Raw genomic sequence first — 26,979 nt, 5'->3', positions numbered from 1 at the left:
TCGGCGCAACCACGATTCAATTGTGTCATGAGCCAAGTAGCAATCAGCGCGCCTGCGCACCCGCCCATCCTCGATGACGAATACGCACGCCGGTTTGGCGGTGTTGCCCGTTTGTACGGTCCGCAAGCGCTTGAGCGTTTTGCGGCGGCGCACGTGTGCGTGATCGGCATCGGCGGTGTGGGGTCTTGGGTGGCCGAGGCGGTGGCGCGCTGCGGTGTTGGCAAGTTCACGCTGATCGACCTCGATCACATCGCCGTGTCCAACACCAACCGCCAGATCCACGCGCTCGGCGACGCCTATGGCATGGCCAAGGTCGACGCCATGGCCGAGCGGATCCTGCAGATCAATCCGCGCGCCGAGATCAGCCGCATTGATGATTTCGTGACGATCGAGAACGTCGAGGCATTGCTCGGCCACCCGTTCGATTACGTGATCGACGCGATCGATGCGGTGAAGGTGAAGACGGCCATCATCGCGTTCTGCAAACGCACGGGCAAACGCGTGGTGACGTGCGGCGCCGCAGGCGGGCAACTGGACCCGACACGCATTCGCGTGACAGACCTCTCGCGCACGATTCAAGACCCGCTGCTCGCCAAGGTGCGCGGCAACCTCCGCCGCCAGCATGGCTTTCCCAAAAACCCGAAGTCACGCTTCGGTATTGATGCAGTCTTCTCGGATGAGCCGTTGCGCTACCCCGAGGCCGAGCAGCAGGCGTGCGCCGTCGAGTTGCCGGTCGAGTCCAGCCACGCCGGCATCGACGACCTTGCAGCGGCTGGGGATATTGCAGTGGTTAATGCGCCGCCCGCTCCGCAGCCTGCGCAGGGGCCGCAAGGCCTTGCATGCGCGGGCTTTGGTTCGTCCGTATGCGTGACGGCGGTGTTCGGGATGGTGGCCGCGTCAACGGCGCTGCGTGCGATCGCCGGTGTTTGACGGCGTGCTGCTTTATCGCGGGATCACCTGATCCAGCTTCTCGCGGATGGTGTCGGCGTACACGCCCGACCACCCGTCGCGCGGTTGGCTACCGGAAAAGACCACAAAACCAGGCATGACCGACACGCCGTATCGATCAGCGGTGTGCTGGTTCTCGTCGAAATCCATGGTGACGAATGTGGCGCGCCCGGCGTAGCTCGATTCCATCTGTTCGAGGCTTGCCACGGCGGATTGGCTCGGATGGCTCCACTCTGCGGCAAAACACACCACCACCGGGTTGCGTTGCGAGGCGTCGATCACATCGGATTGAAACGAGGCATCGTTGACGATCTTCATGGGCGCTCCCAGGGTGGAGTGGAGGCCCGCGCAACGAAGGCCAGCGGGCAGGGCCACTTTGACTCTAGGCAGCAGACCGCCGGTCGACAACCCGGATTCAGCCGACGTGCTCGATGTTGCGCACCGCGCTGCCCATTTGCGCCAGGTACGTCGTCATCATGCGGTCCATCACGTCCACATGCTGGGCAAACCACTCTGGCAATTCCGCCACCAGCCGCCGGCCCAGATCCATCTCGCCGGAGGCGGCGCGCTTGCGCACCTCGCGGCACAGCGCCAGCACGTTGTCGTGCTCACCGCGGTGGCAGTGGCGCGGGGGGAAGTCCGCGGCGTCCATCCACGCGTTTTCCTCACCAAAATGGTGCTCAGTGTGGTCGATGAAGGTGTCGAGCGCGGGGATGAATTCAGCGTCCGAAGCATCGGCAATCGCGTTGAGCAGCGCGCAGAATTCGGCGTGGTTGGCGTCGGTGGCGGCGTCTCCGAGTTGGAGCGCCTCGGACCATTCGATCACGGGCATGGCAGGTGAGGAATTGGATGGGCAAGGCGGTCAGCTTAAGCGACGGCCACCTCGCCACAGTTTGACGTCGGGCAAACGTGTTAGCTGGCGTCCGCCGCGGGATGCTGCTGCAGCACTTCTACCGCCCGCGTGTACAGCGCCACCGACGGCGCATAGCCACGCCCAATCTGATACAGCGTGCCGCCCTGTTCGGCCAGCAGGCTGGGGAAGCCGTTGATGCCCCAGCGGCGCGACAGGCGGAAGTCTTCGCGCGTTTCGTCGCGCAACGCGTCCGTGTCGAACACAGCATCGAAGTGTTCCGCTTCAACGCCTTTGGCCAACGCAACGTCGCGCAGGACGTCGGCTTGTGTCGTGTCGCGGCCTTCGGCGTAGAAGGCGTGCTGGATGGCGTGGAAGACGGTAAGCACGCGTTCGTCGTCTTCGGCCCAGTGCTCGCGCGCCATGACGACGGCACGGCAGGCGGGTTCGGTGTCGTAGACGAAGCCGTCGCGGCGCATGGCCACCTCGGGCGACTGGTCGAACGGCATGCCGCTGCGTTCGGCTACGGCATGCCAGTGGTGCAGGATTTCGTCGCGCTTGTCTGCGGCCATCGGTTCGCGTTGGCCGGGACGCAGGCCGCCGGTGATGAGCGTCACGGGCACGGTCGCGCCGAGCGTGTCGGCCAGCCGCTTGCGCAGGTCAGCCAACTGCGGGCCGAAGCCGTAGCACCAGGAACACATCGGATCGGCTACGTAGATCAGTCGCATGACGACTCCTCAATTCAGTTTGGACGCCAGTTGCCGGCGCCAGTGCGATACCGCTTGCGGCGCGTCGCGCATCATGTCGAATACCGAAACCATCGTCTTGCGGGCGACGTCGTCACGGAATGTGCGATCCCGCTCAACGATGGCGAGCAATTGCTCCAGAGCCGCTTCGTAATCCTGGCCGGCGATGTACTGTTGCGCCAGATCGAGCCGCGCCTGCAGATTGCCGGGCTCCGCTTCCACGACCGTGCGCAGGGCGCCGGCATCGGGCAGCGTATCGGCGCGTTCGGTCGCCTTCAGCCGCGTCTGTAGCGGGGCATAGCGTGTGTCCTGCGGCGCCTTTGGGGAGAGCAATGCGAATTCGCCCTGTGCGGCATGCGCGTCGCCGCTGTCCAGCAAGAGGTTCACCAGTTCAAAGCGGGCAGCATCGAAGCCCGGGTCGAATGCCAGCGCGTTCTGAAACGCTTCGCGCGCGTGGGCGGTTTCGCCGGCCTGGCTCGCGGCCAGCCCTTCGCGATGGGCGACTTCTGCGGGTTGCGGAATCACGTGGTCCAGGAATGCGCGCAATTGTGCTTCGGGCAAGACGCCGACGAACTGGTCAACCGGCTTCCCATCCACGAACGCCACCACATACGGGATGCTGCGTACGTGGAACTGGGCGGAAAGCTCCGGGTTTTCGTCTGAGTTGACCTTGGCCAGTTTCCACTTGCCGGCGTACTCGGCTTCCAGCTTTTCCAGCATCGGGCCCAATGTGCGGCACGGACCGCACCATGGCGCCCAGAAATCAACCAGCACCGGGACCTGCCGAGAGGTTTCGATCACTTCTTGCGCGAAATTCTGCGAGGTGATGTCGCTCATCGTCGGGGGTCTCCTGAGGGGCAAGGGCGCCGGTACACACACCGGCGAGAGGTATCGTGCATTTTACTTGGGGGTGAAGCAGACCGTTTCCAGGCGATTTGCCTGCCTTTTGTCCGCCGCAATAACGTATGTCAGGGCAACGGTTGAAAATAGAACGATCGTTCGGATACCATCCGGTAAAAACAACACACAGATTCACGGAGACATGGCATGACACGACCGCACTTCCAGTTCTGGCCCCGACGTTTGCCGCACAACATCAGCTCGCCGCAAACGAGCCTTTGGTACAACCTGGAAGTGTCTGCCCGACGCTATCCAGACAAGGACGCGATCATCTTCTACGGTCGCCACACCACCTTCCGTGAGTTGCACGACGATGCGGTGGCCGTGGCGGGCTGGTTGCAGAAGGTGGCGGGGGTGCAGAAGGGCGACCGCGTGTTGCTGTACATGCAGAACTGTCCGCAGTTCATGGCCGCGTATTACGGCATCCTGCGCGCCGATGCGGTGGTCGTGCCGGTCAATCCGATGAACCGGCCGGAAGAATTCAAGCACTACATCACCGATGCGGGCGCAGCCACGGTCATCTGCAGTGCAGATCTGGCCGTCAACGTGACCACGGCCAACGCCGAGCTGCCGGAGGCGCAACGCACCCAGCACCTGCTGGTCACGTCGTACGCCGATGCGCTGCCCGCCCAGTACGAATATCCCGAAGATGCCCCCCCCGCGTGGATTACTGCGCAGCATCCGGCGCAGCCCGGTGCCGTTGCATGGAAGGATGCGCTCGCACAGCGCCTCGTGCCCGGCCCGCATACCGCCGGACCGGACGACCTGGCCGTGATGCCGTACACATCTGGCACCACGGGCTTTCCGAAGGGCTGCATGCACCCGCATCGCACGGTCATGCACAACATCGTCGGTGGTTCGATGTGGTCGAACGGTACGAAGGAAGGCGTGAGCCTGTCGATCATCCCGTTGTTCCATGTGACCGGCATGCAGTACGGCATGAATGCGCCGATCTATATGGGCTCCACGGTCGTGATGCTGCCGCGCTGGGATCGCGAAGTGGCGGGGCGGCTGATCTCGCGCTACAAGATCACGCATTGGACGAACATCCCGACCATGGTGATCGACTTCTTGGCGAGCCCGCAGCTGGCGGAATTCGACCTGTCGAGCCTGGCCTACATCGGCGGCGGCGGCGCGGCGATGCCGCAGGCTGTGGCCGAGCGGCTGCTGAAGGATTTCAACCTCGCTTACCAGGAAGGCTACGGCCTGTCGGAAACGATCGCGCCTACGCACAGCAACCCGGCGGATCGGGCCAAGCAGCAGTGCCTGGGCATTCCCGTATTCAACACCGACGCCCGCATCGTCGATCCGCAGACGCTGCAGGAGCTGGCGATTGGCGAGGTGGGTGAAATTATCGTCAGCGGCCCGCAAGTCTTCCTGGGTTACTGGGGCAAGCCGCAGGCCAGTGCCGAAGTCTTCATCGAGTTCGAAGGCAAGCGCTTCTTCCGCACGGGCGACCTCGGCAGGATGGACGAAGACGGCTACTTCTTCCTCACCGATCGCCTGAAACGCATGATCAATGCGTCAGGCTTCAAGGTCTGGCCGGCCGAGGTGGAAAGCCTGCTGTACAAGCACCCCGACGTGCAGGAGGCCTGCATCATCGGCACGCGTGATGCGTATCGCGGCGAGTCGGTCAAGGCGGTGGTGGTGCTCAAGGCCCACGCCAAGGGCAAGACCACCGAAGACGACATCATCAACTGGGCGCGCGACAACATGGCCGCCTACAAGTACCCGCGCGTGGTGGAGTTTGTGGATGCGCTGCCCAAGTCCGGCACTGGCAAGGTGATGTGGCGCACGCTGCAGGAGCAGGAAAACGCAAGGAATGAAGCGGCCGAGAAACCGGCGGCAGCCTAAAGAGAGCATCCGAGATGCATCAAGAGAAAGGGGCCTCAGTGGCCCCTTTTTCAATGTCCGCGCGCCTTGAACAAGAGTGCGCCGATCCCGTGGAAGCCACGCTGACGCGCATGCCGCATCGGCGTGACGCCACCGCGGTCGGCCAGGTTCGGGTCGGCTCCGCCGTCGAGCAGCAGTTGCACGGTTTTCTCGTATTTGTCACTGCCGTCGCCCAAGGCCACGGCTTCAATCAGCGCGGTCAGGCCCAGGTTGTTGGTGGCATCGGGCGGTACGCCGGCCTTCACGAGTTCGTTGACGACTTCGACGTAGCCACGGCGTGCGGCCGGGATGAGCGCGGTGTCGCCGTCAGCGTTGGTGGCGCGCAGGTTGGCGCCGTGCGAGAGGGCCAGGCGCACCGTTTCCGCGTCGCCCTGGATGGCAGCGAGCAGGAAGGCGCTGTTCTGCGTGTTGTCCTGCAGGTTGACGTCGGCGCCGGCCTGGATGAGCAAGCGGGCCGCCGCACCCATGTGCGCCATGACGGCGACGATGAGCGCGGTGCGGCCGTCGGCATCACGCGCCTTGAGGCTGGCGCCTTCGGCCAGCAACGACTGGATGGCCATGGTGTTGCCGGCCTGTGCGGCGAGGATCAGGTCGCGGTCACGCGTAGCGGGGTCGCTGTGGCGGACGGGCCGGGCGTCGGCCGGGCGTGCCCCGCCGGGCGCCACTTTGGCGCTGGCGTTGGCTGCGACATGCAGGATCGGCAGATGCTGCTCCTGCCACGCATTGGCCATGTCGCCCACGGCCAGTGCCATCCCCAGCATGACGCCGATGAGCTGGTTGAGCGCGGGATGCGGGGCGATAAGCATGGCGGGCGGGTTCAGGCGCTGAGATAGGGATCGGGCAGCGGCGCGGTGTCCGTTGCGTCCGTTGTCACAGAGGGCGCGTTTGCCGCATCGGTGGCCTGCAGGCGCGACCACAGGCGGTCCAGGTACGGATCGCGCAGCCCATTGCTGGCCAGGCCGATCAGCGTGCGCTGCAGGTATTCGCGTGCCGGGCCGTATAGCCCGACCGCCTCGCGCAGGCAACCGACCACGCGTTCGTCGGGCAGGCGGCCGGCATAGGCCTCGTGCGCGCGGTTCATGACAAAAGCCAGCGCCATGACGCGTCGGCCATTGATTTCGGTGGGCAGCCAGCGGGGTAGGTACGCGCCGGTCAGCATTTCGCGGCGCCAGAGCACGCGGAATTCATGCTCCGCATGGTCGCGCGGAACGCGGAAGGCTACGCCTCGGCAGCTGCCGCCGCGGTCCAGGCCGAGCACGAGTCCGGGGTTGTCCCAGGTACCGCGGTTGATGCGGGAATAGAGATAGAAGCCGCGGTGATAGCCGTGCACCGTGGCGCGGGTGGCCTCGGTGTGGAAGATCATCGGGTTCCAGATGAGCGAGCCGTAGCCGAACACCCAAGCGTCTTGGCATTCGCCGTGCGCAGCCGACAACCGCGCGAGCGTCGATGCAAGCGACGCTTCCAGCGCAGCCTCGGTCAGCAACGACGACGCGACGGGCGAATCACCCAGGGCGGCGCGCAACCGGTTCTGTTCGAGATCCTCTCGGGTGACGGCCATGTCGCAAGCATAGAGCAATCGTTACGAGTGGTCACGCAGGCGGACGGACGACGGCCCGGAAACAGGGCGTTGCGAGGCTCGGGGGACGTTTGACTATGGCGCGGCCGCAACGGTGAGGCGTGCGCAGCCGGAAAACTGGAGGCGGGGGATCGGAATTGAACCGTCTTATACGGCTTTGCAAGCCGCAGCATTGACCACTCTGCCACCCCGCCGGGGGACGCGGCCGCGATGCACCGTGTGGCGCATCGCAAGCCGGGGCGGATTCTAGCGCAGGATCAGACTTCCAGCAGATCGACCTCGAAAAGCAACGTTGCGTTCGGGGGAATCACGCCGCCCGCGCCGCGTGCGCCGTAGCCCAGGGCCGCAGGAATGATCAGCTTGCGCGTGCCGCCGACCTTCATGCCTTGCACGCCTTCGTCCCAGCCCTTGATGACCATGCCGCCGCCCAGGTGGAAGGCGAAGGGGTCGTTACGGTCCTTGCTGGAGTCGAATTTCTTGCCGGCCTGGCCGTTTTCGTAGAGCCAGCCGGTGTAGTGCACGGTGACGTATTTGCCGGCCGTGGCTTCAGCGCCGTCGCCGACGACGACATCTTCGTATTGCAGGCCGCTTGCGGTGGTTTCGATGGTCATGATGAGCCTCGTGGAGTGGCGTGGGTGATAAGCGGAAAAAGCTCAGGCAGCGTCTGCGGCCTTGAGCGTTTCAAGCTGGACGTGGACGTTGTCCGCGTCGTTGGCGATCCAGATGTCGCCGTCCTGGATGGTGACTTGCAGACGCATGGTGCGTTCCACCATGGCGGCCAGCGCGGCCACGGTGTCCGCTGCGATTTCGTACACCGACACGTTGGCAAAGCGCGTGATCTTGGTCTCGATTTGTTGCCACCACACGCGGCTCGCGTTGCCGCTATATGTATAGACGGCGACTTGTTCGGCGCGGTTGCTGGCCTTGCGAATGCGAGTGTCGTCGGGGTTGCCGAGGTCGATCCACAGCTCGATGGCGTCGGTCAGGTCACGCTGCCAGAGTTCGGGTTCGTCAGGCTCGGACAGGCCACGCGTGAAGGCAAGCGTTTCGCTGGCGTGGCGGGCGAAGGCGAGCACGCGCACCATCATGCGCTCGTCGTTCTCGCTGGGGTGGCGAGCAACGGTCAGCGCGTGGTTGGCGTAGTAGTGGCGATCCATGTCGGCGATCTGCAGATCGACCTTGTAGATCGTGGATTTCAGGGCCATGCGGGTGGTCGGCGGACGGGCCGTTTTGGGCAAAGCGCGCATTGTCGCACGGGCCGGTGAAGCTGACGGCATTGGCCTGGCGCATTCCCAACGGCGGCTGTTTGCGGTATATGAGCGGTGCGTGCGCTAGTCGGCGCATGTTTTTCCTATCCAAACCAGGACAATCAGAACGATGCGTTGGATATTCGGAATCGTGGGTCTGTTGCTCGGAGGCCTGTCGGGGGGCGTCGTCGGGGCGTTCTTTGGAGCGTTGATCGGTCTGGGACTGGCATCGCTGATTTTGTACATGGACAAGCGGGCCAGCGCGCAGTGGGCAAATCCACCCGACGCGCCGGACGCAGCCGGCGCCGCGCACGGCCATGCGCCCGCCCAGGCTGCTGTGTCGCCACAGCCTGCGACGTTACAGGAGCGCGTGGCGCAGCTTGAGCACGAGGTTTCGCTCCTGCGCCGGCAGATGGCTGAAATCAAAGGTGGAACGTTTGCAGCGCCGGCCAACGTGGAGGCTGCTGCGGTTGAACTGCCGCCCGTCGTGGTCGAGGCCCTACCGCCCATGGAGACACCTGCCGTGCCTGCGCCGGCGCCGCAGGTGGTGGCTCCGCAGCCGACTCCTCAGCCTGTTCCCCAACCCTTGCCGGTCTTGGCCCCGCACGAGCCCGATTGGGTCGAGCGCGCCGTCGGCGCTGCCCGCGACTGGCTGCTGGGCGGCAACAGCGTGGTGCGGGTCGGCATCCTGATCCTGTTCTTCGGTGTGGCGTTCCTGCTCAAGTACGCAGCGGACAACAGCCTGCTGCCCGTTGAGTTCCGCCTGGCGGGTGTGGCCGTCGGGGCGATTGTGTTGCTGGGCATCGGCTGGCGCCTGCGCGAAAAGCGTCCGGGCTATGCGCTCGTGCTGCAGGGCGGCGGGGTCGGCGTGCTGTATCTCACGGTGTTTGCAGCCACTCGCCTGGTGCCGCTGCTGAGCCCGGGGATGGCGTTTCCGCTGCTGGTGCTGATCTGCGCGCTGGCCGCCGGGCTGGCCGTCAAGCAGAACGCGCCGGCGCTGGCCTTTACCGGTAGTGCAGGCGGCTTCCTGGCGCCGATCCTGATCTCGACGGGGCAGGGCAGCCATGTGGCGCTGTTCAGCTATTACGCGCTGCTGAATGCGGGCATCTTCGCCATTGCGTGGTTCCGGGCGTGGCGAGCGCTGAATCTACTGGGCTTCGTCTTTACCTTCGGCATTGCCACGGCGTGGGGCGTGCTGCGTTACCAACCGTCGTTGCTGGCGAGCACTGAGCCGTTCCTGATCCTCTTCTTCCTGATGTATGTGGGTATTGCGCTGTTGACTGCGCTGCGCCGCCATATCAGCCTGACGAACTACGTTGACGGCACGCTGGTGTTCGGCACGCCGTTGGTAGCGATGGGGTTGCAGGCAGGGCTGGTGCACCACATTCCGTTTGCGATGGCGTGGAGCGCTACTGCGCTGGCCGCGTTCTATCTGGCGATTGCGGGCTGGCTGGCGCCCAGGCGCGCGAACCTTGGGCTGCTGTACGAGGCGATGTTCGCGCTGGGCGTGATCTTTATCACGCTGGCGATCCCGCTGGCCTTCGATGGGCGCACCACCAGCGCGGTGTGGGCGCTGGAAGGCGCCGCCGTGGTGTGGCTGGGCGTGCGCCAGCAGCGTCGACTGGCGCTGGCGGCCGGCCTGCTCCTGCAGCTTGCGGCGGGCGCAGCATTCGCCGTGGATGCCGTGTTCGATTGGGCGCCGCACAACGGCTGGGCTGTGCTCAATAGCCGCTATATCGGCGGGGTATTGATTGCGGCGGCGGGCGTGTTTAGCGGCTGGCGCCTGCATGGCAAGGAGGAGGCGCGGGCGTGGCTGAAGGCAGCGCCGGTGCTCGGCATTGTTGCGTCGGTGTGGGGCTTGCTGTGGTGGCTCGGCAGCGGCAGTAACGAGATTGACCGCTGGTCCTGGCGCATCGCCAGCAAGACAGTCGACCGGCCCGACATTCCGCTGTATGCGGCCTTCGACATGTTGACAGCGTGGGCTGCGCACGGCCTGCGTCGCAAGCTCGATTGGGCACTGGCCGAATGGCCCGCGCTGGCGTTGTCGCCGGTGCTCGCGTTGATTTCGCTGGCTGCGATCGAGCATTGGGTGCCGTCACCGCTGGCCGGCTGGGGCGGGCCGGTGTGGATTGCGGCCGTGGTGCTGACCTTCGTGCTGCTGCGCTGCCAGGAGCGCGACGTGAAGGACACCATCCTCGCGCCGCTGCATACCGTGCTGTTCTGGCTGATCTGCGGCGTACTGGCAACGGAAGGCTACTGGCGCCTCGATGCCTACGTGCCCGAGGGCACCTGGAGCTTCGCAGCCTGGGCCTACGCCTACGGCGCGTTGCTTGCCCTGCTGGCGGGCGCAGGCTGGCGCATCCGCTGGCCCATCGCCCGCTTCGAGCGCGCCTACCTGCTGTGGGGTGCTGCACCGCTGGCTGCCCTGCTGTGGCTGTGGAGCCTGGCGAGCGCCGCCAGCGATGGCAATGCCGCGCCGCTGTTCTACCTGCCGATTCTCAACCCGCTGGACGTGGCGCAACTGCTGGTTTTCCTTGCCATCGCGCTGTGGATGCGCCGCGTAGCGCTGCAGAAGCTCATGCCCGAGCCGATGGTGATCGGCTACGCCATCGGCGCGACGTTGTTCATCTGGGCTAACGCGGTGCTGCTGCGCACGCTGCACCATTGGGCGCATGTGCCCTACACGCAGGACGATCTGGGCGCCTCCATGCTGGTGCAGGCATCGCTGTCGATGTTCTGGACGGTGCTGGCATTGGCGGTGATGGTGTTTGCCACGCGGCGCGCCAGCCGCGCGCTGTGGTTCACCGGCGGGGCGCTGCTGGGCGTGACGGTGGTCAAGCTGTTCCTGTTCGACCTGTCACGCGTCACGGGTGTTGAGCGCATCGTGTCGTTTATCGGGATTGGCGTGCTGCTGTTGCTGATCGGCTATCTGTCGCCGTTGCCGCCGAAGCCCAAAACCAGCGCCGAAGCTGAAACCGGGGAGGTTCTGTGAAGAAGGTTGTTCTTGCGATGGCTGCGGCGTCGCTGTTGTCTGCCCCCGCCTGGGCCGAGCGCTTTGCGCTGACCGGCACGCCCGGCGCGCCTTACTACGCCGTCACGCTCAGCGAAGACGTCTATGCCCATGCGCACGAGGCCAGCCTGGCCGACCTGCGCATCCTCAATGGCGACGGCGAGCCCGTGCCGTTCACCATCGACATCCCGCGCGATCCGGCGCCGCAGGCGCGCACGCTGCACGACGTGCACTGGTTTGCCACGCCCATCGACGATACGCAGAAGCCCGGTGCCGCCGGTGTCGTGCTCGGCACCGATGGCGTGCTGCGTGCAACGGGCGCTCAGCCATCGCTGGCGTCTGTCCGCGCGTGGGTGGTCGACCTTAGCCAGCTTCGTGACACGGTGACGGCGCTGATCGTCGCGTTGCCCGCTGCGGAATTCCAGAGCGGTGTGAGCGTACAGGCCAGCGATGACTTGCAGCACTGGAGCCCGGTCGCCCAGGCCACGCTGTTCCGTCTGTCCAATCAGGGCAGCACGCTGGTGCAGGATCGCATCGAATTCACCGGCCTGCGGGCGAAATACCTGCGCCTGACATGGCAAGGCAAACCGCCTGTGCCGGATGCCGTGCGCGCAGAACTGGCTGCCGGTGCGCCGGTCGCGCTCGCGGATAACGCGATCCAGTGGCGCTCAGGTCTGGCGCCAGTGCAAACGCCCGCCGCTGGCGATTACTACTTCGATACCGGCGGAGTGTTCCCGGTCGAGCGCGTGAAGATCCATCTGCCACAAGCCAACACCATCGCGCAGGCGACGCTGTATGCGCGTGCCGATGCCCAGGCGCCCTGGCGGCCGGTGACCTCTGCGCGTCTGTTCCGGCTATCGGGCGCTGAGGGGAAGGGCGAGCAGGAAAACGCGGCCATCACCGTGCCGGCTACAGGGGAGCGCTATTGGCGTCTGCAAGTTGACACGCGCAGCGGCGGCCTGGGTGCCGGCGCGCCGCAGTTGGCGATCGGCTGGCGTCCGGCCACGGTCACGTATGCGGCGCGCGGCAATGTGCCGTTCACGCTGGCGGTGGCGGAAGTGGCGCGCGGCAATCCGGTCGCCCGCGCGGATTTGCTCGCGGGTGCGTCGCCCGCCATTGCGCATGCACAGCTTGGCGCGATGAGCGATTCGCCTGCCGACGCGCTGACGGCAGAACCCCCGGGCGGCCGCAAGCGCCAGTGGGTTCTGTGGGGCACGCTGTTGGCGGCGGTGGCGGTGCTGGGCGGGATGGCCTGGCGGTTGTTCCGCGCGCCGTCCGTGCCGCCGGATGCATCGACTTAAACCGCATTGCCCAACAAAAACGGCGCCATCTGGGCGCCGTTTTTGTTGGCAGAGCGGATGTTCAGTGCACGAAGGCGGGTTGAACGAACAGCGCAACGCACAACGCAAAGCCCGCAAACCACATCAGCGAACGCAGCGGTGCCCAGTTGGCGAGATAGCACACCGTGTACAGCACGCGCACCACGATGAACGCGATGGCCAGCAGGTTGATGCGGTCGATGACGCCCCCGCCCAGGATGGCCACCAGCACGGCCACCGCAAAGAAAGGAAACGCTTCAAAGTGGTTCTGCTGCGCGGCTCCGGCACGGCCCGCGACGCCGGTCTGCTGTGCGAGCCATGCACGCGGATTGCGGTTGTCGTACCGCGGGCCTTTGGCCTTGGCGATGCCGACGCACACGATCGGCAACACCGCTGCCACCAGAACGCACCAGAGGGCGATCGGCATGGTCAGTCTCCTGGATGTGGATGGTTGTGAGGGTGCCGCACCGTAGCACAAGGTGCGTTTTCAAACACCTGAGGCGCTAGTCGGTACTCTGCACGGCAATGCGCACATCACCGAGCATGACCACCTGGCCCGCGCGAATCTTGGCGGTCTTGCGCAATTCCGGCCGGCCGTCGACCGTGACCGCACCCTCGGCGACCACCGCCTTGCCGGCGCCGCCGCTGTCCACCACGCCGGTGAGCTTGAGCAGCTTGTGCAGCTCGATGTATTCGGTGGTCAGGGCGAAGTCGATATTGGGCATGGATGGATTGCGAGGTTTATTGAGGCGTGGCTTCCACGCTGATGTCGAGGTCGACGCGGTCGCCCACGTCGGGCAGAAAGCGCGTCATGCCGAAGGCGCTGCGGGCAATGGAGAGGTGGAAATCGCCCCCGCAGACGTGGCGTGTGCTGCCGGGCATCTTCTCGTCTCCGCAACTGAAGCGGCGAACCTCCAGCCGCACAGGTTGCGTCACGCCGTGCAGCGTCAGCTTGGCTTCGATGGCGACAAGCTTGCTGCCTTCCACGACAAAGCGATCGCTGCGCAGGCGGATGACCGGAAACTGCGCGGCGTCGAGAAACTGCTCGGATTTCAGCACACCGTCCAGCACCCGCAGGCGCGTGTTGACGGATGCAGCATCGACGGTGAAATCGATGCCGCCCTGGCTGTTGGCTTCATCGAAGTTGATGGCGCCGTCGATCTTGTCGAAGCGGCCGCGCATCGTGCTGCGATCAAAATGCGATGCGCCGAAGTAGACGGACGTATGCGCCAGGTCTGGTGCAAATGATGTGGCGAAGGCGGGAGCGCAAAGCAGCCCCGCCAGCAATACGATCCATGCACGCATGATGCCTCCGTTGTCAGAGGCCCATGGCGTGCATGGGCCCGTGCTTATTTGCCCCAGCTGTCCTTCAGACCGACCACGCGGTTGAACACGGGCTTGCCCGGTTGTGAGTCGGTGCGGTCAGCCACGAAATAGCCATGGCGCTCGAACTGGAAGCGGTCTTCCGCCTTGGCCGTTGCCAGCGTCGGCTCCAGGAAGGCCGTGACGATCTTCTTGGAGTCCGGGTTGAGCGCATCCAGGAAGTTCTTGTCGCCCGAATCCGGTTGCGGGTCGCTGAACAGGCGGTCGTACAGGCGCACTTCGGCTTCCAGCGCATGTGCGGCGCTCACCCAGTGGATGTTGCCCTTCACCTTCACGCTGTCAGCACCCGGCGTGCCACTCTTCGTATCCGGAATGATGTTGGCGTGCACGGCGGTGATGTTGCCGTCGGCATCCTTGTCGCAGCCGATGCATTCGATCACATAGCCGTAGCGCAGGCGCACCTTGTTGCCCGGGAAGAGGCGGAAGTAGCCCTTGGGCGGCGTCTCGGTAAAGTCCTCACGCTCGATCCACAGCTCGCGTGTGAGCGGGAATTCGCGGCGGCCGAGTTCCGGCTGCTTCGGATGCACGGGTGCGGAACACGGCTCGTTGAAATCGGTCGGCACGTTGTCGAGCACGAGCTTGACCGGGTCCAGCACGGCCACCGAGCGCGGCGCACGCGCATCGAGGTCGTCGCGCACGGCGCCTTCCAGGATGCTCATGTCGATCCAGCTGTCGGCCTTGGACACGCCAACGCGTTCGCAGAAGAGCTGGATCGATTCCGGCGTATAGCCGCGGCGGCGGATGCCAACGAGCGTCGGCATGCGCGGGTCGTCCCAGCCGTCGACACGCTTTTCCGTCACCAGTTGCAGCAGCTTGCGCTTGCTGGTGATGGCGTATGTCAGGTGCAGGCGCGCGAATTCGTATTGATGCGGCAACGGCGCGGGCAGCGCGCCGGCGTCGCGCAGGTGGTCGAGCACCCAGTCGTACAGCGGGCGGTTGTTCTCGAACTCCAGCGTGCAGAGCGAATGCGTGATGTTCTCCAGCGCATCGGAAATGCAATGCGTGAAGTCGTACATCGGGTAGATGCACCATGCGTCGCCGGTGCGGTGGTGATGCGCATGGCGGATGCGGTACAGCACCGGATCGCGCATCACGATGTTGGGCGCGGCCATGTCGATCTTGGCGCGCAGCACGTGCTCGCCGTCCTTGTACTTGCCCGCGCGCATGTCGCGGAACAGCGCCAGGTTTTCGTCCACCGAGCGACCACGGAACGGCGACGGCGTGCCCGGGCGGGTGAAATCGCCCCGGTTGGCGGCGATCTGCTCGGCGCTCTGGCTGTCGACGTAGGCCGCGCCGCGCTGGATCAGCACTTCGGCAAAACCGTAGAGCTGCTCGAAGTAGTCGCTAGCGTAATAGAGGTGCTCGCCGCCGGCATCGCTCCACGAATAGCCGAGCCAGTGCACGGCGTCGATGATGGAATCGACGTATTCGGTGTCTTCCTTGACGGGGTTCGTGTCGTCAAAGCGCAGGTGGCAGCGGCCGTTGTAATCCTTGGCCATGCCGAAGTTCACCCAGATGCTCTTGGCGTGACCAATGTGCAAGTAGCCATTGGGCTCCGGCGGAAAGCGCGTGACCACCGGCGGGATCGGCTGGCCGGTGGCGTCCTTGCGATTGGCGTAGGTGCCTTGCGTGAGGTCGCCATCAATGATCTGGCGCAGGAAGTTGGATGTGGGGACGGCGGCAGTCGACCCGTTGGCGGTGGCGTTGTCTTGGCTCATGGGAGTGCGTGATTCGGCAATCCCGCGATTTTACAGTGCCCGGCGGCTTACGCCCCTGGACGCTATTTGCGCTGGGCCAGGCCGTCGAGCGCTTGTGCGCGCAACAGCTCATTCGAGGCGGTGAAGGTCTGCTGACGGAGTTGCGCGATTTGCGCGGCGCGATCGGCTTCCGAAAGGCCGGTAAAGGCGTTGATGCGATCGCGTTCGCGCGTGTAGGCGTCGTAGCGGTTGCGCCAGTCGGCTTCTTCGCGGTTGCCCTGGATGAGGCGGTCGGCCACGAGGCTGTCCACGCCGCGCGCTGACAGGCGCTGGCGCATCTCGGCCTCGCTCATGCCTTGTTTGGTCCACGTTTCCATGTCGCTGGCGAGCTTGAGCGGGGCGGAGGCATCGCGGCGCGCCTGCTGCACCGAGGGCGGCAGGTTGGCATCGATGGCGGCGATCCTGGCAGCGCGCTGCTCCGGCGTGAGCGACGGATCAGCCATCACGACCAGGCGGTCGAGTGCGGCGGCGTCCATCGCGTCGTCATCGCCGTACCAGGCCTGGGCGACGTCCGCCCCCAGGTATTGGCGGCGCAACGCGGTGCGCTCGCTCAACTGCTGGCGCAGCGTGGCGATCAGCTCCGGCCGCTGCTGGACTTGTTCGAGGCTCGGCTTGTTGCGGCCGGTGGTGCCGTTTTCACCCGCTGCCTTGCGATAAGCCAGGTAATGCTGCAACAGCGATTGCGCCTCCGCCAGCGCCGGCGTGATCAGCTTGGCGCGCAGATGCGCCTCGGCCATCGACACACGCTGTGCTTCGGGCAGCGACGCGGGCACGTCGAGGAAGTAGTCGAACACCGCGCGGTTAGCGGCTTCGACGATGAGGTGGCCGTGCGCATCGACGTGCAGGCCGTCCGGCGCCTGGGTGTCGGCCAACTCGGGTGCGGCCGCGGCCGTCGTCAATGGTTCGCCGCCCACACTGCCGATGAATGCGCCCTTGGCCGCCTGCGGTTGCGAAGCCACAGGTGTGTCCGATGCAACCGACGTGTGCCACCAGTAGACCCCGCCCGCGACCGACACCGCCACCAGCACGGCGACAACAAACGTCATGGGTTGTATCGATGGCGATTGGGGCTTCATCGTGGCGATCGGCGTTAGGCGATTAGAGGGTTAGAGACCTGCCGTCTTCAGTCGATTGGCCTGCGTGCGGATCACAGCAACGGGGTCGGCCGCGCCCCAGCCGATCAGGCCGAGCAACTGGTTGACCTCATCCAGGTGGTTCCACGCGTAATCCGTCGACAAGACCTGCCCGAACTTCGCGCTGCACACGGAGACGAGCCCGTCGTTGGTTCCGGAGCCACGCGCCTGCATGACGCTGCCGCTGAACACCAGCACCGGATCAAACACGTCGAGAAGGTTGGTGGCGGTGGAGCGGCCCGTCCACGAATACAGTTTCTGCACGTTGCCGTTGCGCACGTCGGTGGCGCTGCCGGTGTTGCACCCGCTGGCCAAGCCCGCGCTCGGGAAGGCCTTGTTGAAATCGGCGGCGCCCGACGTCGACAGGATATGCAGCGCCGCAAAACCGTTCTGCGGATTGCTATTGCCGTTGAACCAGCCGAGCACCGAGCCGAACACGTCGGCACCGAGATTGACGAGGGCCTGGAACGGCGCCGGTGTCGACTCCACGAAGTCCGCAAACTCCGACCCCTTGTGCGGTGTGCCGATGGTGGTGACGGAGGCTACGAGGTTGGGCACCACGGCTGCCGCGTAGCGCGATGTCAGTCCGCCCTGGCTGTGTCCAATGAGGTTGACCTTGGCGGCGCCCGTGGTGGCCAGCACGCTGCGGATCTGGCTGACGAGTTGTTCGCCGCGTACGGTTTCATCGTTGAAGGCGGAGACATCGGCCACGTAGACATTGGCGCCGTTGGCGCGCAGGTCTTCGGGGATCTGGTACCAGTAATCGACCACGCCGAGGAACTTGCTGGTGCCCGATAGGCCATGCACCAGCACGATCGGGTACTTGGTGGCGGCATACGTGCTGGCGGCCTGGGCCGGCGCGACGGCACCCAAGGTGAGCGCGGATGTGGCCAAGACGGCGGCTGCAGCGTGTGTGCGCAGGAAGCTGCGCGCTGATCCATAGACAGCATGGAGCAGGGAAGTCTGTGACATTCGGTTGTCTCCTGGACATTGGATAGGGGGTCGACCTCTGTGGGCCGATCGCCCTCCGTTATCCGAAGCGCCGTGTCCAACGTCAACTGGAGTGGAAGTTTGGCTCTAATGCTGCGCTGCCGCGTGCGCAAACAAAAACCGGAGGGCGGGCCTCCGGTTTCGTAGGGTGCGATGCAGCAACGTCGCGCCTCTTACTCTTCTTGAAACGCCTCCTCGCGTTTCCTGTTGATAGCCGGCAGAGCCACCAACAAGATCAGGATGCCCGCTGCAATCAGCAGCCCCAGCGACAGCGGGCGCGTGACGAAGGTGGAGAAATCCCCGCGCGAGAGCAGCAGCGCGCGGCGAAAGTTTTCTTCCATCATCGGCCCGAGCACGAAGCCGAGCAGCATTGGCGCCGGTTCACAGCGCAGCTTCACGAACATGTAGCCGATCAATCCGAAGAGCGCCGTCTGGAAGATATCGAACGTTGTGTTCGACACCGAATACACGCCGATGCAGCAGAACACCAGGATGGCCGGGTACAGGAAGCGATACGGCACCTTCAACAGACGCACCCACACGCCGATCATCGGCAGGTTCAGCACGATCAGCATCAGGTTGCCGATCCACATCGAGGCGATCAGGCCCCAGAACAGCGCGGGGTTGCTGGTCATCACCTGGGGGCCGGGCTGGATGTTGTGGATGGTCATCGCGCCCACCATCAGTGCCATCACCGCATTGGGCGGAATGCCCAGCGTGAGCAGCGGGATGAAGGACGTCTGCGCGGCAGCGTTGTTGGCCGATTCCGGACCGGCCACACCTTCGATGGCGCCCTTGCCAAACTCGTGTGAATACTTCGACGTCTTCTTCTCCAACGAATACGACGCGAACGACGCCAGCGTCGCGCCGCCGCCCGGCAGGATGCCCAGCAGCGAGCCGAGCGCCGTGCCACGCAGCACGGCCGGGATCATGCGCTTGAAGTCTTCGCGGCTGGGCCAGAGGTTGCGCACGTGCTCGACAAAGGTTTCGCGGTGCTCTCTCTGTTCGAGGTTGGCGATGATCTCGGCAAAGCCAAACACGCCCATCGCCACCGACACGAAGTTCAGCCCGTCGGCCAGCTCCGGCACGTCGAACGAATAGCGCGCGGTGCCCGAGTTCACGTCGGTGCCGACCAGACCGAGCAACAGGCCTAGAACGATCATCGCGATCGCCTTGATGAGCGAGCCCGAGGCCAGCACCACCGCCCCGATCAGGCCCAGCACCATCAGCGAGAAATACTCCGCCGGCCCGAAGTTGAACGCGAATTCCGACAGCGGCGTGGCAAACGCCGCCAGCACCAGCGTGGCCACGCAGCCTGCGAAGAACGAGCCCAGACCCGCGGTGGCCAGCGCCACACCCGCGCGGCCCCGTCGGGCCATCTGATAGCCGTCAATGGTGGTCACGACCGATGACGATTCGCCCGGCAGATTGACGAGGATGGCCGTGGTGGAGCCGCCGTACTGTGCGCCGTAGTAAATGCCGGCCAGCATGATGAGTGCGGCCACCGGCGGCAGCGCGTATGTGGCGGGCAGCAGCATCGCAATCGTGGCGATGGGGCCAAGGCCCGGCAGCACGCCGATCAGCGTGCCAAGCACGCAGCCGATGAACGCGTAGATCAGGTTCTGGATAGAGAGTGCGGTGGAGAAGCCGAGCGCGAGATTGGCAAAGAGATCCATGGTGTCGTCCGCGTTCCGCTCAATTGCCGATGAAGGCGGGCCACACCGGGAACTGCAGCTTGAGCCCGTAAACGAAGGCCGCGAGGCTCATCACCACCATCACGATGGCAGTGCCGACCGCGCCTTTGAGCGTGAATTCGTGACTCGCCATGCTGGAGACCAGCACGAGCACCACAAGCGAGAGCACCAGCCCCAGCGGTTGCAGGAGCAGCCCGAACAGCACCACCGAGCCGAGAACCCACAGCAGCGTCTTGACGTCCCAGCGCGGAATGCGATCGATTACGCCCTTGCGCGACAGCGATTGCACGACCACCACCACGCCCAGCAGCACGAGGACCACGCCCAGCCAGAACGGGAAGTAGCCCGGCCCCATGCTGCCTGCCGTCCCCATGCGATAGCTGCGCGCCAGAATGGCAAACGCTGCGCCGGCGACAATGAACATGACGCCGGATGCAAAGTCCTGGTGACTGCGGATCACCGGACGACCTCGTGGATCGTTCTGCAAGTCTGGTCTCCTGGGGGTGGCGTGCTGCGCCGGGTGTGGCAGGCCGCCTTGTGCCTTGTAAGGCGACCAAGTTTGCACGCTAAGCAGACCGGCTTTCAAGCACCTTGCGGAGGGGAGGATGGACCGTGTCATGGCCCGGCGCGGCGCCTGGGCAAACGATTCAGGGTTTGTCCCTAGCGTTGCCCTGGGGAAAACTTGGGGCCGGACAATGCGGTTGCGCGGCCCCGTGCATTTACATGCCGATACCGCGCGCCATCAACACGGCCGCCAGCGGAATGAAGATGATCAAGTGCGATTCGATCATGACCCAACGCCGCGTCTTCGCAATTTCCGCGGGCGTCGGCACGAAGTTGGGCAGCGTCTTGCCTTGCTTCTTCCAGCGCAGGATGTTGATGGTCGGAACGATCGACATCAGCCCGACCAGAATGAACAGCCCGACCTTGACGTGGAATACCGGATTGTGAACGTAAAACCCGTAGCCCTTGGCGCCGTAGAACACGCGTAGCAACCCGGTGATCAGCACCGCCAGCGCGGCGAAGCCGAACACAGCGTCATAACGTGCCAGGCGCTGGCGGATCTCGGGCGTCATGTCCGGGCGAAGCACCACGGCCTCGGCGGTGAGAAAGACGATCAGCGTGAAGATCGATATGTAATGCAGGTAAGCCAGCAACGCATCAAGCCACATGAGGACCTCGTCTTGGGTGGAAGAAGTTGCGATTAGATGACGCCTTGCGCGCGCAGTGCTTCGATCTGCTCGGGCGAGAAGTCGAGCACGTCGCGCAGCACGGTTTCGGTGTGCTCGCCCAGCAGTGGCGGGTGGCTCGCGGCCTTGGGTGGCGTGGCACTCATCTTGACCGGGCTGCCGACCAGCTTGACCTTACCGGCACTCGGGTGAGGCAGGTCGACGCGCAGTCCGCGCGCCTGCACCTGCTCGTTGTCGAACACCTCGTCGAGCGAGTTGATCGGGCCGCACGGTACGCCGGCGGCTTCGAGCTTGTCGATCCATTCGCCTTTGCCGAAGCGTTTGACCATCTCGGTCAGGATCGGCACCAGCACGTCGCGGTTGGCCACGCGCTGCGGGTTGGTGGCAAAGCGCGGGTCGTCGGCCAGCTCGGGCATGCCGCCCGCATCCACAAAGCGCCGGAACTGGCCGTCGTTGCCGACCGCCACGATGATCCAGCCATTGGCGGCCTGGAACGTCTGATACGGCACGATATTCGGATGTGCATTGCCCCAGCGCTTGGGCGCCTGACCGCTGGCGAGGTAGTTGGTATTCATGTTGGCCAGCATGGCGACCTGCACATCGAGTAGCGCCATGTCGATGTACTGGCCCTCGCCGGTGCGGTCCCGATGGGCAAGGGCGGCCAGCACGGCCACGGTGGCGTACATGCCGGTCATCAAATCCGAAATGGCCACGCCAGCCTTCTGCGGGCCGCCGCCGGGCAGGTCGTCGCGCTCGCCGGTCAGGCTCATGAAGCCGCCCATGCCCTGCACGATGAAGTCGTAACCGGCGCGCGCGGCGTAAGGGCCCGTCTGGCCGAAGCCCGTGATGGAGCAGTAGACGAGGTCCGGCTTTACCGCCTTGAGCGATGCGTAGTCGAGGCCGTATTTCTTGAGCTGGCCAACCTTGTAGTTTTCGAGTACCACGTCCGCATGTGCTGCGAGCTTGCGGACGATGTCCTGTCCCTCGGGCGTGCTGATGTCGACGGTGATCGAGCGCTTGTTGCGGTTGGCCGCGAGGTAATAGGCGGCTTCGGCGGTGTTGTCGCCCGCTTCGTCCTTGAGCCACGGCGGGCCCCATGTGCGGGTGTCGTCGCCGGCGCCGGGGCGTTCTACCTTGATGACGTCGGCGCCGAAATCGGCAAGATTCTGCGCGCACCAGGGGCCGGCAAGCACGCGGGTCAGGTCGAGAACACGGAGATGGCTCAGAGCGCCCATGGATTGACAAATCGACACGATTGGATCGGGTGCACTCTACACCACGCCCCGGCGGCGTCGCAGCCCCCTGCGACCAAGCGCGGAAAATGCGGCGCAGAATGGACGCGACCCGGGCGCGAACCCCGTATAATCAACGGTTTGCACTAATCCAAGGCGCTCAGGAGCGGGATGCTCCGAGGCGCCTTGCTGACTCCGGCACCCCGCGACATGAAAGCCTCCGATATCCGCCAAAAATTCCTGACCTTCTTTGAGGGCAAGGGCCACACCGTGGTGCGCTCCTCGCCGCTGGTGCCGGGCAACGACCCGACGCTGCTGTTCACCAACTCCGGCATGGTGCAGTTCAAGGACGTCTTCCTTGGTACCGACAAGCGCCCGTACGTGCGCGCGGCCTCCGTGCAGCGCTGCCTGCGCGCCGGCGGCAAGCACAACGATCTGGAAAACGTCGGCTACACCGCGCGTCACCATACGTTCTTCGAAATGCTGGGCAACTGGTCGTTCGGCGACTACTTCAAGCGCGATGCACTCGTGTGGGCGTGGGAGTTGCTGACTCAGGAATACAAGCTGCCGGCCGACAAGCTCTGGGCCACCGTCTACCAGACCGACGACGAGGCCTACGACATCTGGACCAAGGTCATCGGCCTGCCGCCCGAGCGCGTCGTGCGCATCGGCGACAACAAGGGCGCGCCGTACGCCTCCGACAACTTCTGGCAGATGGCCGAGACCGGCCCGTGCGGCCCGTGTTCGGAAATCTTCTACGACCACGGCCCGGACGTGTGGGGCGGCCCCCCGGGAAGCCCGGAAGCCGACGGCGACCGCTACATCGAAATCTGGAACAACGTGTTCATGCAGTTCGATCGCCAGCTCGATCCGGCGACCGGCGAATACACGCTGACCCCGCTGCCCGCACCGTGCGTCGATACCGGCATGGGCATGGAGCGTCTGGCTGCGATCCTGCAACACGTGCACAGCAACTACGAGATCGACCTGTTCCAGGCGCTCATCGCCGCCGCCGCGCGCGAGACCAACACCAAGGATCTGGCCAACAATTCGCTGCGCGTGATTGCTGACCACATCCGCGCGTGCTCGTTCCTGATCGTCGACGGCGTGATCCCGGGCAATGAAGGCCGCGGCTACGTGCTGCGCCGGATCATCCGCCGCGCCATCCGCCACGGCTACAAGCTCGGCTGCCGCGCTGCGTTCTTCCACAAGCTGGTGGACGACCTCGTTGCGCAGATGGGCGAAGCCTATCCGGAACTGCGTGAGGCGCGCGACCGCGTGGTCGAAGTGCTGCGCACGGAAGAAGCCCGCTTCTTCGAGACCATCGAGCACGGCATGTCGATTCTCGACGCCGCGCTGGGCGAGCTGAAGACCTCGGGTGCCAAGATGCTCGACGGCGAACTGGCCTTCAAGCTGCACGACACCTACGGCTTCCCGCTGGACCTGACGCAAGACGTCTGCCGCGAGAACGACGTGATCGTCGACGAAGCGGCCTTTGATGCCGCCATGAACCGCCAGCGCGAGCAGGCACGCGCCGCCGGCAAGTTCAAGATGGCCGCCGGCACGCTCGACTACACCGGCGACAAGACCACGTTCCACGGCTACGACCAGCTGGTGCGCGAAACTGCGCGGGTGACGGCGCTGTTTGTGGACGGTGCATCGGTGCAGGAAATGCACCCGGGCCAGACGGGCGTGGTGGTGCTGGACCACACCCCGTTCTATGCCGAATCGGGTGGTCAGGTTGGCGACCAGGGCACGCTCAAGGCCGCAACCGTCTGGTTTGACGTGGCCGACACGCTCAAGGTGCAGCCGGAAGTGTTCGGCCACCACGGCGAGCTGCGCACCGGCGTGCTGAAGGTGGGCGACGCTGTGGCCGCCGAAGTGGACGCGGTGCGCCGCGCGCGCACCATGCGCAACCACTCGGCGACGCACCTGATGCACAAGGCGTTGCGCGAAGTGCTGGGCAGCCACGTCCAACAGAAGGGCTCGCTGGTCGATGCGGAAAAGACGCGCTTCGACTTCTCGCACAACGCACCGATGACGCCGCTGCAGATTCGCGAAGTCGAAGCGCGCGTCAACGCAGAAATTTTTGCCAACGTGGCCACGAGCGCGCAGCTCATGGGCTTTGACGATGCGGTCAAGAATGGCGCGATGGCGCTCTTCGGTGAAAAGTACGGCGATGAAGTGCGCGTGCTGTCGATTGGTTCGTCGAGGGAACTGTGTGGCGGCACGCACGTGGCGCGCACGGGCGACATCGGCCTGTTCAAGATTGTGAGCGAATCGGGCGTGGCAGCGGGCATCCGCCGCGTGGAAGCGATCACCGGCGACAACGTGCTGCATTACCTGCAGACGCTCGACACGCGCATCAACGAAGCGGCAGCCGCGCTGCGTGCACAGCCGTCGGAACTGACGCAGCGCATCGGCCAGGTGCAGGATCAGGTGAAGACGCTGGAGAAGGAGCTGGAGCGCCTGAAGTCGAAGCTGGCCGCAAGCCAGGGCGACGAACTGGTGAGCCAGGCGGTGGACGTTGCCGGCATCAAGGTGCTGGCCGCCAAGCTGGATGGCGCCGATGCCAAGACGCTGCGCGAGACCATGGACAAGCTCAAGGACAAGCTGCAGACCGCGGCCATCGTGCTGGGCAGCGTGACTGACGGCAAGGTTGCGCTGATCGCCGGCGTGACGGCTGACGCCACGGCCAAGGTCAAGGCCGGCGAGCTGGTCAACTTTGTCGCCCAGCAAGTCGGCGGCAAGGGCGGCGGCCGCCCGGACATGGCGCAGGCCGGTGGCACGGAGCCGGACAACCTGCCGCAGGCGCTGGCCGGTGTGGCAGCGTGGGTGCAGCAGAAGGTCTGATGTAACGCCTTCGCACCGGATGCGCCGAACGGCGCGCGTTCCTGGCAACGGGGCGCGCGCCGTTTTGTTTTGGGGGCGATCAGCCAGGCGGCGCAGTTTCCAGACGGAAGACGCGCAGCCGCTCATTCCGGTCGCCATGGCGGGCGCCCGACCAGAATTCGGTCCATTCCTCTCCGGGCGTTCGCGCGTGCGCATGGCTGTCCTGGACGATCAGCCATCGGCACTTGTGGGCGGAGGATTGTGCAACGGGCCGGTGCAGGATGCCGGTGAAGTAGCGCAGCATAGGCGCTTCCGATTCGCCAAGGTGCAGGCTCGCCATGCAATCATCGGGGCGCCATGCCGGCGCCAGCTTGGCACTGAGGCTGTCGAACACAGACCGATAGCTCTTGGCCTCGTCCAGCCAGGGCAGCAGCAGGGTGCCGATCAACCCCCAGCCGACCAGGGTACCGGCTGCCCACGAGAGCGCACCGCGGCATGCGCCGGCTTGTTTCAGCCGTGGCAGCAGCCAGAGCCATCCCCCTGTCAAGGCGAGCGCAGCGGACACCAGCGTGGGGTCAAACGGCAAGGTCCAGTCGACCGGCAACCAGCGGTCGAGCCAGAGCAGGCCTGCACGCGATGTGCTTTCCGTCATGACGGCCCATAGCAGCCACGCAAGCAGCACGATGCTGCCGAACAGCGCGCGGCTGAAGTAGTCCCACACGGCGTGCGCGCGCATCGGCAGCCGCGCGATCGCTTGCTGGCCCAGCATCGCCAGCGGCACGATGAACGGCAGCAGATACAGCGGGCGGGCTGTCGCCGAGACCTGGAGTGCAAGCAGCCCCACAGCCGCGAACGCCAGTGGTAGCGCCACACGCGGTTTACGCCAATCCCGCCACGCGCTGCCAGCCAGTGCGACGAGCGCGAGCGGGCCGGCTGGAAACCCGATGGTCAGCAGCGAATGCCAGACGTAGAACGGATCGTCGTTCTCCGCGCCCAGGACCGGCACGGAAAAGCCCAGGAAGCGGCCGATGTTGTTGTCCCAGAACCAGACGTGGAAGAGGTCTGGCGCGCGCAGGTAGAGGAGCGTCGGCCAGACCGTGGCGAATGGAAGGAAGACCAGCACCGCCGTGCCGAGTTGTCGCACAAACGCGCGACTGCGGCACGCGGGAAGCAGCACGCACGCGCTGGCGATGGTGATGCAGAACACCAGCGGGATGAATACGCCCTTGGCCAGCAGCGCCATCCCCATACCGATGCCGAGCAGCCATGCCGAGCCACGAGCACGCGTTGCCGGCAGCGCGCATTCGAACAACCCGCAGAAGCCGATGGCAGTGCCGGCCAGCAACGCCACGTCGGTGATCATCTCGTGGGTGTGCTTGACGACGATCAGCGAGCTTGCGCACAGCGCCACCGTGCCGACCACGCGCGCGTCCGTCCATGAAGATGCGCCTGTGGCGGTCCGCGCGAGCCGCGCCGTGAACACAAGAGCCAGTCCGGCAAACAGCGCACTCGCGAGCCGCGCGGCATCGTGCGCGGGCAGCACGTCGGCCAGCAACCAGACCAGCGTGCTGGCTACCCACGCATAAAGCGGTGGCTTTTCGACAAAGGGTTGGCCTGCGCTGACCGGCACGATCGGGTCGCCGGTTTCCACCATGTGCTGGACGATGCCGAACGTATAGGTTTCGTCCTGCTTCCAGGGGTCGTGGCCGAGGGTGCCGGGCAGCAGGTAGGCGCAGGCGATCAACGCGACGAGAAGCCATTTGCGCAACGCTTGCCATGGCCACGCGCGCACTGATGGGGCCGCGGGTGCGATCACCCCACCTGAGGCGAGCAGGGCAGGATTTGCTGTGAAGTCACGCACGTGCGTGGTCGCGGCGGGCGTGTGTGCGCTCCGCCGTCCAGGGCGTGTGGGTTCCTGCATGGTGCGAGGTTTCCGGTTTGCTGGATGCGGCCCGGAAGGTGGCGGGCCGATCGGCTTGGATGACAGACAGAACGCCCCGATCCGGTCCGGGTGGAGCGGTGTGCAGTACATCACGCACAACTTACGGAGACCCTGAGCCGCGGGCGCAAATCTGAGCAACGGATTTCCGTGGGGCAAGCAGCGCGACTTTCCGGGCACGGCACGCCCCGCGTTGGGGCTTGTCTGCACCGTGAGAACAAGCTCGGGAACGCGGCCCGGCTGGAGACAGGCCCCGCCATGGCCTATACCGGGAAAACGTTGCCGATTGTGTAGGGATTGTGTGCCGCTTGGCAGGCAATTTGCATCGGTGGCGCGTGCT

The 26,979-nt window shown here is 65.2% G+C and carries 24 protein-coding genes and 1 tRNA gene; 5 read left to right on the top strand and 20 right to left on the bottom strand.

Features of this window, described 5'->3' with window-relative positions; all coding sequences use genetic code 11:
• Nucleotides 1-27: 27 nt before the first annotated feature.
• Nucleotides 28-930: a tRNA cyclic N6-threonylcarbamoyladenosine(37) synthase TcdA gene (tcdA, locus tag BM136_RS10285; protein ID WP_092971732.1), complete on the top strand. Its 903-nt coding sequence runs from the start codon at nt 28-30 to the stop codon at nt 928-930.
• 12 nt (nt 931-942) lie between these two features.
• On the opposite strand, the gene BM136_RS10280 is transcribed toward tcdA, so the two are convergent.
• The 4 genes from BM136_RS10280 to trxA all read right to left on the bottom strand — a co-directional run bounded on the left by BM136_RS10280 (nt 943) and on the right by trxA (nt 3,381).
• Nucleotides 943-1,266: a thioredoxin family protein gene (locus BM136_RS10280; protein ID WP_092971731.1), complete on the bottom strand. Its 324-nt coding sequence runs from the start codon at nt 1,264-1,266 to the stop codon at nt 943-945.
• A 97-nt stretch (nt 1,267-1,363) separates the two neighbouring features.
• The gene (locus BM136_RS10275) at nt 1,364-1,780 is read right to left on the bottom strand and encodes a bacteriohemerythrin (protein WP_092971730.1); all 417 of its coding nucleotides are present in this window, start codon (nt 1,778-1,780) and stop codon (nt 1,364-1,366) included.
• Nucleotides 1,781-1,860: 80 nt separating this feature from the next.
• Nucleotides 1,861-2,526, bottom strand: coding sequence for a DsbA family protein (locus tag BM136_RS10270; RefSeq protein WP_092971729.1), 666 nt, complete (start codon nt 2,524-2,526; stop codon nt 1,861-1,863).
• Nucleotides 2,527-2,535: 9 nt separating this feature from the next.
• Nucleotides 2,536-3,381 carry a thioredoxin gene (gene trxA, locus BM136_RS10265; RefSeq protein WP_092971728.1) on the bottom strand — a complete coding sequence of 282 codons (846 nt, stop codon included), beginning with the start codon at nt 3,379-3,381 and terminating at the stop codon, nt 2,536-2,538.
• A gap of 210 nt (nt 3,382-3,591) precedes the next feature.
• Here trxA and BM136_RS10260 point away from each other — a divergent pair, with 210 nt between their 5' ends.
• Entirely contained in the window at nt 3,592-5,298 is a 1,707-nt protein-coding gene (locus BM136_RS10260) for a long-chain fatty acid--CoA ligase (RefSeq protein ID WP_092971727.1), read from the top strand.
• 50 nt (nt 5,299-5,348) lie between these two features.
• On the opposite strand, the gene BM136_RS10255 is transcribed toward BM136_RS10260, so the two are convergent.
• From BM136_RS10255 to BM136_RS10235, 5 genes are all read right to left on the bottom strand, one after another.
• Entirely contained in the window at nt 5,349-6,143 is a 795-nt protein-coding gene (locus BM136_RS10255) for an ankyrin repeat domain-containing protein (protein WP_092971726.1), read from the bottom strand.
• Nucleotides 6,144-6,154: 11 nt separating this feature from the next.
• On the bottom strand, nt 6,155-6,895 hold the full coding sequence (locus tag BM136_RS10250; protein ID WP_092971725.1) for a gamma-glutamylcyclotransferase: 741 nt from the start codon (nt 6,893-6,895) through the stop codon (nt 6,155-6,157).
• Between the two features lie 136 nt (nt 6,896-7,031).
• Nucleotides 7,032-7,107, bottom strand: a tRNA-Cys gene (locus BM136_RS10245).
• Between the two features lie 63 nt (nt 7,108-7,170).
• Nucleotides 7,171-7,524 carry an FKBP-type peptidyl-prolyl cis-trans isomerase gene (locus BM136_RS10240; RefSeq protein WP_012761517.1) on the bottom strand — a complete coding sequence of 118 codons (354 nt, stop codon included), beginning with the start codon at nt 7,522-7,524 and terminating at the stop codon, nt 7,171-7,173.
• A 42-nt stretch (nt 7,525-7,566) separates the two neighbouring features.
• Entirely contained in the window at nt 7,567-8,118 is a 552-nt protein-coding gene (locus BM136_RS10235) for a YaeQ family protein (protein ID WP_092971724.1), read from the bottom strand.
• 172 nt (nt 8,119-8,290) lie between these two features.
• Here BM136_RS10235 and BM136_RS10230 point away from each other — a divergent pair, with 172 nt between their 5' ends.
• The gene (locus tag BM136_RS10230) at nt 8,291-11,152 is read left to right on the top strand and encodes a DUF2339 domain-containing protein (protein WP_092971723.1); all 2,862 of its coding nucleotides are present in this window, start codon (nt 8,291-8,293) and stop codon (nt 11,150-11,152) included.
• Nucleotides 11,149-12,471 carry a DUF3999 domain-containing protein gene (locus BM136_RS10225; RefSeq protein WP_092971722.1) on the top strand — a complete coding sequence of 441 codons (1,323 nt, stop codon included), beginning with the start codon at nt 11,149-11,151 and terminating at the stop codon, nt 12,469-12,471. The genes BM136_RS10230 and BM136_RS10225 overlap by 4 nt, the downstream gene beginning before the upstream one ends.
• A gap of 61 nt (nt 12,472-12,532) precedes the next feature.
• On the opposite strand, the gene BM136_RS10220 is transcribed toward BM136_RS10225, so the two are convergent.
• The 10 genes from BM136_RS10220 to BM136_RS10175 form a co-directional block, all read right to left on the bottom strand.
• Nucleotides 12,533-12,916 (bottom strand): MAPEG family protein, encoded by a 384-nt coding sequence (locus BM136_RS10220; RefSeq protein ID WP_092971721.1) that lies wholly within the window; start codon nt 12,914-12,916, stop codon nt 12,533-12,535.
• Nucleotides 12,917-12,992: 76 nt separating this feature from the next.
• Nucleotides 12,993-13,214 (bottom strand): RNA-binding S4 domain-containing protein, encoded by a 222-nt coding sequence (locus BM136_RS10215; RefSeq protein ID WP_092971720.1) that lies wholly within the window; start codon nt 13,212-13,214, stop codon nt 12,993-12,995.
• A gap of 16 nt (nt 13,215-13,230) precedes the next feature.
• Nucleotides 13,231-13,794 (bottom strand): YceI family protein, encoded by a 564-nt coding sequence (locus tag BM136_RS10210; protein WP_092971719.1) that lies wholly within the window; start codon nt 13,792-13,794, stop codon nt 13,231-13,233.
• 44 nt (nt 13,795-13,838) lie between these two features.
• Complete coding sequence (locus BM136_RS10205) at nt 13,839-15,590, bottom strand: glutamine--tRNA ligase/YqeY domain fusion protein (RefSeq protein ID WP_092971718.1); 1,752 nt, start codon at nt 15,588-15,590, stop codon at nt 13,839-13,841.
• Nucleotides 15,591-15,652: 62 nt separating this feature from the next.
• Nucleotides 15,653-16,675, bottom strand: a complete 1,023-nt coding sequence (locus BM136_RS10200; RefSeq protein ID WP_254775648.1) for a lipase secretion chaperone — start codon at nt 16,673-16,675, stop codon at nt 15,653-15,655.
• Nucleotides 16,676-16,735: 60 nt separating this feature from the next.
• Nucleotides 16,736-17,734: a lipase family alpha/beta hydrolase gene (locus BM136_RS10195; RefSeq protein ID WP_092971716.1), complete on the bottom strand. Its 999-nt coding sequence runs from the start codon at nt 17,732-17,734 to the stop codon at nt 16,736-16,738.
• Nucleotides 17,735-17,925: 191 nt separating this feature from the next.
• Nucleotides 17,926-19,428 carry a tripartite tricarboxylate transporter permease gene (locus BM136_RS10190; protein ID WP_092971715.1) on the bottom strand — a complete coding sequence of 501 codons (1,503 nt, stop codon included), beginning with the start codon at nt 19,426-19,428 and terminating at the stop codon, nt 17,926-17,928.
• 19 nt (nt 19,429-19,447) lie between these two features.
• Nucleotides 19,448-19,870, bottom strand: coding sequence for a tripartite tricarboxylate transporter TctB family protein (locus BM136_RS10185; protein WP_252693457.1), 423 nt, complete (start codon nt 19,868-19,870; stop codon nt 19,448-19,450).
• A gap of 295 nt (nt 19,871-20,165) precedes the next feature.
• Nucleotides 20,166-20,618: a DUF2214 family protein gene (locus tag BM136_RS10180; RefSeq protein ID WP_092971713.1), complete on the bottom strand. Its 453-nt coding sequence runs from the start codon at nt 20,616-20,618 to the stop codon at nt 20,166-20,168.
• Nucleotides 20,619-20,650: 32 nt separating this feature from the next.
• Nucleotides 20,651-21,871: a CaiB/BaiF CoA transferase family protein gene (locus BM136_RS10175; protein WP_092971712.1), complete on the bottom strand. Its 1,221-nt coding sequence runs from the start codon at nt 21,869-21,871 to the stop codon at nt 20,651-20,653.
• Nucleotides 21,872-22,078: 207 nt separating this feature from the next.
• Between BM136_RS10175 and alaS the strand changes: the two genes are divergently transcribed.
• On the top strand, nt 22,079-24,721 hold the full coding sequence (gene alaS / locus BM136_RS10170) for an alanine--tRNA ligase (protein WP_092971711.1): 2,643 nt from the start codon (nt 22,079-22,081) through the stop codon (nt 24,719-24,721).
• A gap of 79 nt (nt 24,722-24,800) precedes the next feature.
• Here the strand turns inward: alaS and BM136_RS10165 are convergent, their stop codons facing one another.
• Nucleotides 24,801-26,621: an ArnT family glycosyltransferase gene (locus tag BM136_RS10165; RefSeq protein WP_092971710.1), complete on the bottom strand. Its 1,821-nt coding sequence runs from the start codon at nt 26,619-26,621 to the stop codon at nt 24,801-24,803.
• Between the last annotated feature and the right edge of the window lie 358 nt (nt 26,622-26,979).

Source organism: Ralstonia sp. NFACC01, from assembly GCF_900115545.1.
Classification (GTDB): Bacteria; Pseudomonadota; Gammaproteobacteria; order Burkholderiales; family Burkholderiaceae; genus Ralstonia; species Ralstonia mojiangensis.
Note: the sequence above shows the minus strand (reverse complement) of the source record. Positions and strands in the feature narration are given on the sequence as shown.